Genomic DNA, 13,411 nt, shown 5'->3' on the forward strand with positions numbered 1-13,411 from the left:
ATGTTGCACACACCGCGCTCTTTGCGAGGCATGGTTACGTCCCCGCATCATCTGGCCAGCCAGGCTGGTCTGGATATTCTAAAAGAGGGCGGTTCCGCCATTGAGGCCGTGGTCGCCACAGCGGCTGCTTTAGCTGTGGTTTACCCACACATGACGTCCATTGGAGGAGATGCTTTCTGGCTCATCTGCTGGCCCGACGGACGCGTGGAGACCATAGATGCGTGTGGGGCGGCGGCAGGAAAAGCGGATCTGACTCTTTACAAAAACGCGGGTCACCAGACAGTTCCCTGGCGGGGAGGCCTTGCCGCCAACACAGTGGCAGGAACCGTTTCAGGCTGGGGAACAGCGTTAGGCCTCGCAGAACGCGCGAGTGGTGAAAAGCAAACACGCCTCCCTTTGACACGTCTGTTGAGCGACGCAATCTGGTATGCTGAGCACGGCGTGCCGGTCACTGAAGGAGGCGCGGCAGTTGCTGCAGCCAAATCAGCCGAACTGAGAGACATTTCTGGTTATTCAGTCGTGTTTGAGCCTGAAGGACGACCGCTTCAGACAAACGACATTTTAAAAAACCCGGCACTGGCGCAGACGTTGAGACGTATTGCCGACGAAGGCCCTGACAGCTTTTATACCGGTTCTCTGGCCGATGACATTGCTGAGGATCTGCGGCGCGCAGGCAGCCCGCTTTCCCTAGCAGATCTGGCGTCTCACAAAGCTTCTATAAAACCGCCTCTATCCGTGCAGATCAAGGGAGCCACGCTTTACAATATGGCTCCGCCTACTCAGGGCGTGGCCTCTCTTCTCATTCTGGCATTATTTGATCAGTTAAAGGCGGAACGGCCAGAGAGTTTTGACCATATTCATGGCTTGGTGGAAGCTACAAAACAGGCGTTCAGATATCGGGATACCCACGTGGGGGATCCATCGTTTATGAGTGTAGAGGCTCAGGATTGCTTGAACGACAAAGCCGCATTGGCAAGCATGGTCGCGGCGATTGATCCGGAAAAGGCCGCACCATGGCCTTACCCATCGCAGGATGGAGATACGGTATGGATGGGAGCTATTGATAGCAACGGTGTGGCTGTCAGCATGATCCAGAGTACCTATTTTGAATTTGGATCAGGTGTTGTTCTCCCTCAGACAGGCATTGTCTGGCAAAACAGAGGAGCCAGCTTCCGCTTGGCGGAGGACGGATGGAACGCCCTTAAACCTGGACGCAAGCCATTCCATACTCTTAATCCCGCCGCTGCACGCTTTGCTGACGGACGCACAATGGTTTACGGAACCATGGGCGGAGAAGGGCAACCCCAAACGCAGGCGGCCCTGTTCAGCCGTTACGCACGGTACGGGATAGGTTTGCAGGAAGCCATAACAGCCCCCCGTTGGTTACTTGGCCGTACATGGGGCGACGAGAGTGTTACGCTCAAATACGAAGACCGGTTTGATCCTGCCGTTATTGCGCAACTTGGAGCGGCAGGACATGCCATTGAATGTGTAGCTCCCTTTACGTCCTTGATGGGGCACGCTGGCGCGTTGGTACGCCATGCAGATGGCGTGCTGGAAGGAGCAACAGATCCAAGAAGCGATGGGGTTGTCGCGGCATGGTGATCGCCGCCACAAAATTTGGCGTCCAAAATACAAAAACGCCTGAGAAAAATACCTGAGTTGCCGGGCGTCCTTGGTTTATATCAAATCCCTTCGACGAAGAACTGCTCTACCTCGGAAATAATCAGCCGGGCAGCCATGGACAACTGGCGAGAACGGTCAACACACAATGCCAATGTGATCGGAGAAAGCTTTTTGTTGCGAAGAGGCACAAAAGCCAATTGTCCTTTCTGGATTTCATCATATGCATCCAGATAGCTCAGAATACCTATTCCAACCCCTTCGCTCACAAGCGATTTGATCATCTGAATGTTGTCAGCACGGGCAATGGCCTGAATCTTCATGCCTGTCTCGGCCTCCAGAAGCTCCAATGGTCGCCAGAGCGCCAAGGGCGGAGCGGGCACAACCACGGGATATTCCGCACAGAGGCTAAAATAAGCTTCGTCCATGGCGGCTACAGGATGATCGGGAAGGGTAATAAACCCGAGAGGGATTTCCTTGTGGGCACGCACATATAATTCTCTCATATGGCCCGGATTGAACATCAGAGCAAAATCGGCATCTCCATTAACCAATATTTCTCCCATATCTCTACTGGCGCGGACATGAATATTCACCGTAATGCCGGGGTGGCTTTCCCTCAGTTTTCCCAGCACCGTTGGTATGAAACCTTTGGTAAGGGCATCTGGAATCACAATATCAGCCGAGCCTTGCCGCAATCCTTTCAGGTTATCAATCTGCGTTGTCAGGGCGGACATATCCCGCGTCCAGCGCCTGCAGGATGTCAGCAATAATTCACCGGCGGTTGTTAGCCGTAAGCCTGTGGGAAGACGCTCAAACAGAAGCGTTCCCAGCATTTTTTCTCCCTGAAGAATCTGCCGGTCTATCGCTGAAGCCGCTATATGCAACTCGTCAGACGCTTTCCGGATGGATCCATGCTGGGCCACCGCCATAAAGTACCGGAGAAAACGCGAAAAGACAGGCATAATGGATGCTCTCATTTTGCGAACAGATTAGACTGATTTAAATCATATACAAGAACGGGGTGAATATGAAATTATTCTCTCAGTTGGACAGGGCTGCGCTAATGTCAGTTCAGAGGATAGTGATGAATGTTTCTTGCCAGAAGAGTAGGACCAGAAACGCAGCGTAACGCCATGACGCTGCAAACCGCGGCTCTCTACGCACCTTCAGCGTCCCCCTCCTATTTTGCGATATTGTTCTGAAACAAGGCTCTCTGCGTTTTTGCCTTCCCTCCCTTCATTACGCCGCTTTCTCATTAATTAGGGCTTCATCATGAATCAGGTTTCGTCTTCCCTTGCCCTGCAAGATCTTACCCAACGGGTACACGCTGATCTTGCAAAAATCAGTTATGCGACCGGCAACTGGTGTCCGGAGATGGAACGTAATGGGGAAAAGGTGCTGGATGTCGCCATTATTGGTGGTGGCCAAGGGGGGCTAGCAACAGCCTTTGGCCTACGCCGACGTGGCATTCCCAACACCATGATTTTTGATAAAGCCGAGCGAGGAGGGGAGGGGCCGTGGATTACGTTTGCCCGCATGCTCACGCTGCGTACCCCAAAGCATGTAACGGGGCCAGACCTTGGTATCCCCAGTCTTACCCCGCAGTCGTGGTACGAAGCACACTATGGCGCAGCAGCATGGCAAAAACTTGATAAAATCTCGCGTCAGGACTGGCAGAACTATCTCAACTGGGTAAGAGACACGCTTGGACTGAACGTAAAAAATGACCACAAACTGGTTGATATGGGATGGGAAGATGGCTTGCTGCGGCTTGTATTTGAGCACAGCAATGGTCAAAAATCCCACCAATGGGCCCGCAAAGTTGTCCTTGCTACCGGTATTGAAGGCGGTGGCGCATGGCATGTCCCCGATTTCATCTCAAAGAAAATCTCTCCCACCCGCTATGCGCACACCTGTCAAACAATTGATTTCGCTAGCTTGCGCGGCAAACGCATAGGAGTGCTTGGGGCTGGGGCCTCGGCTTTTGACAACGCGGCGACGGCGCTGGAAAACGGCGCTGCAAGCGTTGACCTTTGCCTGCGTCGCACAAAAATACCGACGGTTAATCCGTACCGCTGGATGGAGAACGCAGGGTTCCTCAGCTACTTTGCAGACCTGCCGGATCTGACCCGTTGGCGTTTCATGCGCAAAATTTATGATCTCAATCAGCCTCCGCCGCAGGATACCTTCTGGCGCTGTCGGAAGCATGAAAATTTCGCCTTTCATACAGGCACCCCTTGGCTTTCCGTCAAGGAAAAAGGGGACGAGATTATTGTCAGCACGCCGCATGGGGAAATGACGTTTGACTTCCTGATTATCGGAACAGGTTTTGTTATTGACCTGACCCGCAGACCGGAATTGCGTCTGATTGCAGAAAAAGTGCAGCTTTGGCGCGATAAGTTTGAGGCGCCGCAGGGCGAAGAAAACACTCTTCTGGGTAGCCACCCATATCTGGGCAAACATTTTCAGTTTCTTCCCCGTGACACGACGGATCCTCTTGCCCCCATGATGGCGGCCATTCACAATTTTACATTTGCCGCCATGCCAAGCATGGGCTTATCCGGTGCATCTATCAGCGGCATGCGCTTCGGCGTGGAGCGTCTGACGCAGGCCATTGGCCGGGACCTGTTTGTGGCGGATGGAGACAAGCAGCTTCAAAGCCTTCTGGATTATAATACAGATGAGCTGATCAGTCTGGCACCCCCAACTGCTTCTGAATGAGACGCCGAAAACAGGAAGAACAATGACGACTTATCCGCGTGACATGATTGGTTACGGGCCAAATCCCCCTGACCCTCAATGGCCTGGAGGGGCTCGCATCGCCATTCAGTTCGTTGTGAATTACGAGGAAGGCGCGGAAAACAGTATTCTGCATGGAGACAAAGGCTCTGAGGCCTTTCTTTCTGAAATGGTCGGCACAAAACCGATTATCGGCGCACGCTGCATGCAGATGGAAAGCCTGTATGAATATGGCAGCCGGGCGGGGTTCTGGCGGTTATACAGACTTTTTGAAAACGCAGGTTTTCGCCCGACTGTATTTGGCGTCGCCATGGCCATGGCCCGCAATCCTGAAGCCGTTGCAGCCATGAAGCGGAGCGGATGGGAAATTGCCTCCCACGGCCTACGGTGGATCGACTATCAGGACATCCCTGAAGAAGTGGAGCGGGCGCATATCCGTGAAGCCATTGCCCTGCATACAAAAGTAACGGGAGAGCGTCCCCTAGGCTGGTATCAGGGACGGACCAGCCCAAACACGGCTCGTCTGATCGTAGAAGAAGGGGGATTTGTTTATGATGCGGATTCCTATGCAGATGATCTCCCTTATTATGATCGCCAATACGGCAAGCCTCAATTGATTGTGCCTTACACGCTTGACGTAAATGATATGAAATTTTCAGCCCTGAACGGTTTTACCGAGGGTGAACAATTTTTCCATTACATGCGTGATAATTTTGACATGCTTTACCAGGAAGGCGGTCGCATGATGTCAGTCGGTCTTCATTGTCGTCTGGCAGGCAAACCAGCGCGGGCATTAGCTGTCGCCCGTTTTCTTGAGCATATTAAAGCGCATGATAACGTTTGGGTTGCAACGCGTCTGGACATTGCACGGCACTGGCAGAAGGTCTATCCGGCATGACGCTTGATGAAGTAAATGCCCTGACTCCAGCCGCCTTTGTTGCTGAATTCAGTGGCATTTATGAGCATTCCCCTTGGATTGCAGAGAAAGCAGAAAAGAAACGTCCTTTCTCCAGTCTTTCGGCCATGGAGGCTGCTTTTGCCAGTATTCTCAAACAGGCGGACCACAGTGCAAAACATGCACTGGTTTGCGCACACCCCGAACTTGGACACCGGGCGGGCATTGATCCTGCGTTGAGTGAGGACTCTGCACAGGAGCAGGGTGGTGCAGGCTTGGACAGGTTGACGGCCGAAGAGTATGACCGTTTTCACGCCCTGAATGCCGCCTACCGGGCAAAGTTCGGCATGCCATTTGTCATCTGTGTCCGTAAGGCGGGAAAAGCACCCAAAGCGATTATTCTTGAAGAAATGAGCCGTCGGCTAAACAGCACGGCAGAAAATGAACTGACTGAAGCACTCGCGCAGATTGATGCTATCGCATCGTTACGATTACAGGATAAGGTGAAAGTATGAGTTCGCTTTCTACGCATGTGCTGGATACGGTCTCCGGCCGTCCTGCAGCCGGGGTTACGTTTCGTCTTTCTTCTGCAGACACTGTAATCTTTTCCGGAAAAACGGATCAAGATGGCCGCTGTCCGGAGTTACGGTCTCTGTCTCTGGAAAAAGGGCTCTACATACTCGAATTTGACATTGGGAACTATTTTCGCGCTCAAGGCCATCAGCTTGCTGATCCGCCTTTCCTGGATGTCGTTCCTGTTGCCTTTGGTCTGGGAGAAGAGGGGCACGCCCATGTGCCTCTGTTAGCCGCTCCTTACAGTTATTCCACCTATCGAGGGAGTTGAGCCGTGAACACTGTCAGAACGACGTCAAAAGCGGTTCATCCGGTCGATGAAATATTGCCCATCTGGCAACTTGGGGTGTACGGCTTTCAACATGTTCTGACATTTTACGCTGCCGCAGTGATTGTTCCCATTCTGGTGGCCGGTGCTCTGGGGTTGTCGCATGATACGCTGGAACACCTTATTGAAGCCGATCTTTTTACCTGCGGCATTGCCTCTCTTCTGCAGGCGGTAGGAATTGGGAATATCGGGGTACGGCTACCACTGCTGCAGGGTGTAACATTTCTAGCCGTTATGCCGATGATCGCGATTGGCACGGCTGCCGGAGGCGGTATTGTTGGACTTCAGCAGATTTTCGGCTCTGTTATTGTAGCCGGTGTTTTCTCCTATTTTCTGGCTCCCCATTTTTCCAAACTGATCCGGTTCTTTCCTCCAGTTGTGACCGGCTCCGTTATCCTGATCATCGGTCTGGCTCTTCTGCCGGTTGCCGCAAATGATATTGTGGCAGGGCGCGGCACAACCACAATGCAGGACCCTGTGCAATTACGGAACGTGGCCTACGGGTTAGGAACCTTGTTCTGTATTCTGGGTATTCAGAAATTTTTTCGCGGATTCATTGGGACCATCGCCATCCTGCTGGGGCTTGTCTGCGGAACATTAGTCGCATGGATGCTAGGAGATGCACAGTTTCAGGACGTTTCTGCCGCTCCATTGCTGACCATTGCCCGGCCTTTCTACTTCGGGCTACCCAGCTTTCACATTGTGCCTATTTTTTCCATGATCATTGTCATGATCATTTCAATGCTGGAAACAACGGGAGACGTGTTTGCAACCGGAGCCATTGTCAAAAAAAGCATTTCAGAAAAGGATATTGCCTGCGCCATTCGTGCGGATGGCGTAGCAACCGCCATAGGAGGAATTTTAAATTCTTTCCCTTACACCTGTTTTGCTGAAAATGTGGGGCTGGTCCGCCTGACACAGATCAAAAGCCGATGGGTCGTCGCAGCCGCAGCTGTGATCATGATTGTGCTGGGATGCATTCCCAAGCTGGCTGCCATTATGGCCTGTGTTCCCCTGCCTGTGTTAGGTGGCGCTGCCTTGTCCATGTTTGCCACCGTTGCGGTTGTTGGTATTCAGACCCTGACGAAAGTTGATTTTGATAATCAGAACAACATGATCATCGTTGGTACCAGTGTGGGCCTAGGCATGCTAGCAACGGCGCAACCTCATATTGCCGACAATTTTCCCCATTGGGCACAAATTGTATTTGGAAGCGGTATTACGCTGGGTTCAATGTCTGCCATGGTGCTTCACTTGATTTTCAACCATTTCATGACAGAAAAACCGCAGAAATCTGCCATAAACACACATGAGACAAGCGCAACGGTCGAGGCAGAGTTCGTTTCCTACCCCCATACAGACCATTAAGAAGAAATATCTGGAAGGGAACCTGCGCTCTCTGCTGTGGAGAGCGCGTGAAAATTCCTCGTTATCACGTCTAGAGTTGCATGTGCGGCCGCTGAAAGTTGTCGCTGTGTATTATGGATCAATGCGAAGCGAAGAGGTTTTATGTCGCTTTGAATAACTCTGACAAAACAGAGTTCGCCTGATTTCTCTTCATCAATCACATCAGCCTGTGTCAGCAGGGCAACGCCCAGCCCGCTCCTTACCAACGCCTTGATACTGACAATCCGATTACACGAAAAGGCTGGTTTGATATCAACATTCTGGGCAACCAGACCTTCTCGGATAGCCGCCCCAACTGCCAGCGTTGCATCTGGAATAATCAACCGGCTTCCCAATACATGGCTCAGTCTGGCTTCCTTCCAGGCTGCCAATGGATGATCCGGACGAACAATAAATCCAATAGGCGCTTGCAGGGTTGCAACCACGCGTACCCGACGAGAAAGCTTTTCTGAACCAAGGAGAGAAATTCCAAAATCGACTTCATTGCGGGAAACGCTATGCCAGATCGTCTTGAAATCCATAGTTTTTATGGAAAATTCCACGCGCGGATAATCCTTGCTGATCTCGGAAAGGATGTCCGGCACAAACCGATCACTAACAGCCTCGACCACTGCCATGGTCACCAATCCACCATGCAGACCTGAAAGAGCTGTAAGGCGTGTCTGAAAAGCCTCAAAATCGCGTTTTCCAGCGCGGATCGTGGCAAGCAACAGTTCTCCCGCACTTGTCAGACTCAAACCCGTGCTGTGACGATGAAACAAGGGTGTGCCCATATCCTGTTCAATAGCCAGAATCTGGCGGTTAACTGCGGATGGAGAAACGTTCAGGACAGTGGCAGCCTGTCGGATGGAACCAGCCTGCGCAACCATTTCAAAATAAATGGCAAAGCGGGACAGTGTGAAAACGCGGCCTGAGTTTCGCATAGGGGTCATGCTTATATCCTGAGAATTCTCTTCCTATGGCATGCGTCGACAAAAACGCAACGGCGCGTCGTATTCTTTCTGTTGGACGAACGTCTTGTTTTTTGTGATTCTCTTTGGAACCGCCACACATAAATGTCCCGTTTACCCGCTTGGCTTCGAGGTCAGCAGACAACGTGCATAAACGGGCCGGAATGTGGTCCTTAGGAGAAAAACTGCCATGCGTGATCATATCCAATTTTATCTGGGAGATCAGCATTACCGGCTCTCCGATGTGGCCCCGGAAACCACCGTGCTTGATTGGTTACGTGAGACACGTCATCTCACAGGAACCAAGGAAGGATGTAATGAAGGGGATTGCGGAGCTTGCACGGTGCTGGTGGTGCGGCTTGAAAACAACCAGCTTGTCTGGAAGGCCGTTAATGCGTGCATTCAGTTCCTATGGATGTTGGATGGTGCGCAGCTATTCACGGTAGAAAACCTGCGCTCACCGGATGGCAGCTTGCATCCCGTCCAACAGGCTATGGTTGACCTTCATGGGTCACAATGTGGTTTCTGCACGCCGGGATTTGTCATGTCCATGGTGGCTTACAGCAAGAAAGCAGGGGCAACGGCTAAAGATGCAGACATCAATGATGCCCTCGCTGGCAATTTGTGTCGCTGCACCGGATATGCCCCCATAGTCAAGGCCATGAAACAGGCCCTGCAACATACGCAGGACAATTTTGAACGTGAACAGGATCAGATCCGTACACGCCTGACGGCGTTACAGAATGCGGAAATGGCCGAAATCAGGACACATGCCGGTACCGTTACTCTGCCCAGAACATCCGACCAGCTTGCTGCGAGTTACAAAGCCGCACCAGATGCCACACTCGTTGCGGGAGCAACCGATGTTGGCCTGTGGGTTACCAAACGTTTACAGTCTCTTCCGCACGTTATCAGTGTTTCAGGTGTTCACGACCTGCGAAAAATAGACCATCGCCCGGAAGGTCTATGGATTGGCGCTGGCATACCCTACACAGAAGCACAGCAGGACATAGCGGCTCTTTTTCCTGATGCAGGAGAAGTTATTCGCCGCATCGGCTCTACTCAGGTTCGCAATGCAGGAACGGTGTGTGGCAATATAGGAAATGGCTCTCCCATAGGAGACGGACCACCGTTATTCATTGCCGCTGGCGCTATCCTCCATTTACGGCACGGCGAAACACGCAGGACATTACCTTTAGAAAAATATTTCCTGGCATATGGTCAACAGGACCGTAAAGAAGGGGAATTCATTGAAGGGATTCTGATCCCGTATCCTGCTCCCGCGTTGCAGTATCGAGCCTACAAAGTTTCCAAAAGGTTTGACCAGGATATTTCAGCCATATTAGGCGCATTCGCGTTAACTGTTACTCAGGCAGGACTGATAGCGGACGCACGCATTGCTTTTGGCGGGATGGCAGCAATTCCCAAACGCGCTTCTGCTACCGAAGCCGCGCTGGTAGGAAAAATGTGGGATGAACGCGCCCTCAGTGCAGCACGCGACGCCATCCAGACCGATTTTGCACCCCTTTCTGATATGCGAGGGAGTGAATGGTATCGGCGCACCGTAGCAGCCAACCTGTTAACGCGCTATTTTGCAGAAACATCGGGAATGACCCAACAGCCAGAAACCCGGCTTGCCGGGTGGAAGGAAACCGCTCATGGCTGAGGCAGTAAAGATGCAAGTCAAGCTTGCTTCCGGAGAACAGGACTCTCTGGAGAGCAGGCGTGCCACGCCCAATCCGGTAATTGTCACGGGTGGGGCTTCCACCAGCTTGAAACATGAAAGTGCAAGAATGCATGTTTCAGGTGAAGCCACCTATCTGGATGACATACCTGAACCACGAGGACTGGTTCATGTTGTGCCAGGACTGAGCACCAAAGCACATGCCCGTATTCTCTCTCTTGATCTGGATGCTGTCCGGGCTGTGCCGGGTGTCATCTGTGTGCTGACACACAAGGACATTCCCGGCCATAATCAGGTTAGCCCAGTCGGCAAGAATGATGAGCCTCTACTGGCTGACGATATGGTGTTCTACTATGGCCAGCCAATCTTCATTGTGGTGGCTGAAGATCGTCATCAGGCTCGCAAAGCGGCCCGTCTGGCCAAAATAACCTATGAAGAGCTGCCTGCTGCCCTCACGATTGCAGAGGCGCGCGAGGCCGGAAGCGCTCTGGTATGGCGGCCTCTGGAAATGAAACGAGGGGACGTTGACACGGGGCTTATAAATGCTCCCAGACGTCTGAGCGGTCGTATAACCATTGGAGGGCAGGAACATTTCTATCTGGAAGGGCAGGCTGCTCTTGCCCAGCCAGGGGAAGAGGGAGAGATGCGTGTATGGTCTTCCACGCAGCACCCTACAGAAACGCAACATATGGTGGCGCATGTTCTTGACCGTCCCAGCAACCTTGTCACCGTAGAGATCAGGCGTATGGGAGGTGGTTTCGGCGGCAAGGAAACTCAGGCCAATATCCCAGCCTGTCTGGCGGCAGTGGCCGCAAGCGCTACCGGCCGGGCTGCCAAAATGCGGCTGGACCGTGATGATGACATGATCATGACTGGCAAACGTCATGATTTTGTTGTTGAGTATGATGTCGGGTTTGATGACACGGGCCATATCCTTGCAGTGGATATGGTGCTCGCAGCCCGATGTGGCTGGTCAGCCGATTTGTCCGGTCCTGTCATTGATCGGGCGCTGTTTCACGCTGATAACGCCTATTTCTACCCTGATGTCCGTTTCAGATCTGAACCCCTGAAAACCAACACACAGTCCAACACGGCTTATCGGGGGTTTGGCGGTCCGCAGGGGATTGTTGCGGCGGAACGGGTTATTGAAGAAATCGCCTTTGCAACCGGGCTGGATCCGCTGGATGTCCGCCTCCGCAACACTTATGGCACCGGCACCCGTGACCTGACGCCCTATCACATGACAGTTGAGGACTCCATTGCCTCTGAAATCATGACACAACTGGCGGAAAACTGCGATTATCGAACTAGACGTGAGGCCTTGAGAGAAGCCAACAGACACAGTCCGTATATACGCCGAGGAATAGCGCTTACTCCGGTAAAATTCGGTATTTCCTTTACCGCAACGCATTACAATCAGGCCGGCGCACTTGTGCACATCTATACGGACGGGTCTGTACAGGTGAATCACGGCGGCACGGAAATGGGGCAGGGACTGCATACCAAGATGGTGCAGATCGCCATGCGGGAATTTGGGCTGACAGAAGACCGTGTGCGCATTACGGCCACCACCACCGGAAAAGTTCCGAACACATCTGCCACGGCAGCTTCAAGCGGTGCTGATCTGAATGGCATGGCTGTTCTTGATGCCATTTCCAAAATCAAACACCGTTTGATCAGCTTTGCCGCAGATCATTGGCAGGTATCTGAACAAGATATTCAGTTCCAGCCCGAAGGTGTTCAGATAGGAGAAACGCTGGTCTCTTTTCCGGCCCTGGTCAAGGCAGCCTATTTTGCGCGTGTCTCATTATCCTCCAACGGGTTTTACAAAACACCAAAAATTTCCTGGAATGCTGAAACAGGACGAGGGCGCCCATTCTATTATTTTGCGTATGGTGCGGCATGCGCAGAAGTCGCCATAGATCTTTTAACCGGGGAGACCCGGATTGAACGCGTGGATATCCTGCACGATGCCGGACAATCCCTTAACCCTGCCATTGATATCGGCCAGATTGAAGGTGGTTTCATACAGGGGGCCGGATGGCTGACCATGGAAGAACTCGTATGGGACAAAGCCGGAAAACTGAGCACGCATGCACCCAGCACTTATAAAATCCCAGCGTGCTCTGACAGGCCGCGTATTTTCAATGTTTCGCTTCTAGAAGCCGCACCGAACAGGGAAGCAACCATTTTCCGCTCCAAGGCTGTTGGGGAACCGCCCTTTGTGCATGGTGTTGCTGTACTACAGGCCATTTCTGATGCACTTGCGAGCCTGAAAAACTACAAAATCTGTCCCCAACTGGATACTCCAGCAACGCCTGAGTGTATTTTGCGCACGGCAGAGCGCTTGCGGGCTCTCTCTGAAGTTTAATCCGTCCATGCGCTCCTTGATCTCCATCCTGGAATGCTGGAGGCCAGAAAGTCCGCCTTTCGCATGCGTGCAACTGACAACTGTGCGCGGCTCTACGCCGCGCGAAGCAGGCGCTTTCATGCTGGTTGGGCAGGATTGGCAGAAAGGCACAATCGGGGGAGGATGCCTGGAATGGGAATGCCTGCAGAAAGCGCGTACGCTTTTGAACAGCAATCTTCCCAGTGTGACTCATGATGTCACCCTTGGGGCGGGTACAAATCAATGCTGTGGGGGGCAAGTCACTGTGGCCATCACGCGGGCTCAACCCAATATTGTTGATACCCTCAAACAACAGCTTCATAACGAGAAACAGACTTATCCAACTCTTCTCATGTTCGGAGCCGGGCATGTAGGGCGTGCGCTGGCCCACGCTCTGGCACCGTTGCCCCTGAACCTGGTCTGGGTTGATCCAAGATCGGAAGAATTTGGTGCAATCCCCCCCGGTGTGACTGCACACGTTAGCTCGCAATGGGAGCACCATCTCGCGGCACTTCCGGCCGGAGCAGGCGTTCTGGTTTTAACGCCCAGTCATTCTTTGGATGCCTTGATCGTTGCTGCCGCTTTAGAACGGGATGACCTAGCTTATATCGGGTTGATTGGTTCAAAAACCAAGAGACGTCGGTTTGAAACGGGTTTTCGCGCAATTGGGCTGACAGAAGACCAGATCAGCGCTCTTACCTGCCCCATAGGCGGGCAAACAGTGAGAGACAAGAGACCAGAAATTATTGCGGCTCTTGTTGCCTCCGAGATTGTTATAAAACTCATTCATAGAAAAAGTGGGGCTTGAGCCCCCACAAGC

11 protein-coding genes are annotated in these 13,411 nt (G+C 52.5%); 9 read left to right on the forward strand and 2 right to left on the reverse strand.

Translation table 11 applies throughout. From position 1 onward, the window contains the following. On the forward strand, positions 1-1,605 hold the full coding sequence (locus ASN_RS16570) for a gamma-glutamyltransferase family protein (RefSeq protein WP_058988867.1): 1,605 nt from the start codon (positions 1-3) through the stop codon (positions 1,603-1,605). 80 nt (positions 1,606-1,685) lie between these two features. Here the strand turns inward: ASN_RS16570 and ASN_RS16575 are convergent, their stop codons facing one another. Beyond that, positions 1,686-2,588: a LysR family transcriptional regulator gene (locus ASN_RS16575; RefSeq protein WP_006558769.1), complete on the reverse strand. Its 903-nt coding sequence runs from the start codon at positions 2,586-2,588 to the stop codon at positions 1,686-1,688. Between the two features lie 310 nt (positions 2,589-2,898). Here ASN_RS16575 and ASN_RS16580 point away from each other — a divergent pair, with 310 nt between their 5' ends. Genes ASN_RS16580 through ASN_RS16600 form a run of 5 tightly spaced genes read left to right on the forward strand, consistent with a single transcriptional unit; the run spans position 2,899 to position 7,529 of the window. Next, positions 2,899-4,347, forward strand: a complete 1,449-nt coding sequence (locus ASN_RS16580) for an NAD(P)-binding domain-containing protein (RefSeq protein ID WP_058988868.1) — start codon at positions 2,899-2,901, stop codon at positions 4,345-4,347. A gap of 22 nt (positions 4,348-4,369) precedes the next feature. Next, on the forward strand, positions 4,370-5,263 hold the full coding sequence (puuE, locus tag ASN_RS16585; protein ID WP_058988869.1) for an allantoinase PuuE: 894 nt from the start codon (positions 4,370-4,372) through the stop codon (positions 5,261-5,263). Then, the gene (gene uraD, locus ASN_RS16590) at positions 5,260-5,775 is read left to right on the forward strand and encodes a 2-oxo-4-hydroxy-4-carboxy-5-ureidoimidazoline decarboxylase (RefSeq protein WP_058988870.1); all 516 of its coding nucleotides are present in this window, start codon (positions 5,260-5,262) and stop codon (positions 5,773-5,775) included. Before puuE ends, uraD begins: the two co-directional genes overlap by 4 nt. Further along, positions 5,772-6,104, forward strand: coding sequence for a hydroxyisourate hydrolase (uraH, locus tag ASN_RS16595; RefSeq protein WP_058988871.1), 333 nt, complete (start codon positions 5,772-5,774; stop codon positions 6,102-6,104). The genes uraD and uraH overlap by 4 nt, the downstream gene beginning before the upstream one ends. 3 nt (positions 6,105-6,107) lie before the next feature. Further along, positions 6,108-7,529, forward strand: coding sequence for a nucleobase:cation symporter-2 family protein (locus ASN_RS16600; protein ID WP_082666748.1), 1,422 nt, complete (start codon positions 6,108-6,110; stop codon positions 7,527-7,529). Here ASN_RS16600 and ASN_RS16605 read toward each other — a convergent pair. Then, entirely contained in the window at positions 7,526-8,500 is a 975-nt protein-coding gene (locus tag ASN_RS16605) for a LysR family transcriptional regulator (protein WP_058988872.1), read from the reverse strand. The two genes, ASN_RS16600 and ASN_RS16605, sit on opposite strands and share 4 nt — an antisense overlap. Before the next feature lie 208 nt (positions 8,501-8,708). Between ASN_RS16605 and xdhA the strand changes: the two genes are divergently transcribed. The 3 genes from xdhA to xdhC all read left to right on the forward strand — a co-directional run bounded on the left by xdhA (position 8,709) and on the right by xdhC (position 13,399). Continuing rightward, a complete protein-coding gene (gene xdhA / locus ASN_RS16610; RefSeq protein WP_058988873.1) occupies positions 8,709-10,184 on the forward strand; it encodes a xanthine dehydrogenase small subunit in 1,476 nt (491 codons plus the stop codon). A 127-nt stretch (positions 10,185-10,311) separates the two neighbouring features. Beyond that, positions 10,312-12,573, forward strand: coding sequence for a xanthine dehydrogenase molybdopterin binding subunit (gene xdhB, locus ASN_RS16615; RefSeq protein ID WP_231948526.1), 2,262 nt, complete (start codon positions 10,312-10,314; stop codon positions 12,571-12,573). A 7-nt stretch (positions 12,574-12,580) separates the two neighbouring features. Then, on the forward strand, positions 12,581-13,399 hold the full coding sequence (xdhC, locus tag ASN_RS16620) for a xanthine dehydrogenase accessory protein XdhC (protein ID WP_058988874.1): 819 nt from the start codon (positions 12,581-12,583) through the stop codon (positions 13,397-13,399). Positions 13,400-13,411 lie beyond the last annotated feature (12 nt).

It is taken from the genome of Acetobacter senegalensis, from assembly GCF_001499615.1.
In the GTDB taxonomy this organism is placed as follows: Bacteria; Pseudomonadota; Alphaproteobacteria; order Acetobacterales; family Acetobacteraceae; genus Acetobacter; species Acetobacter senegalensis.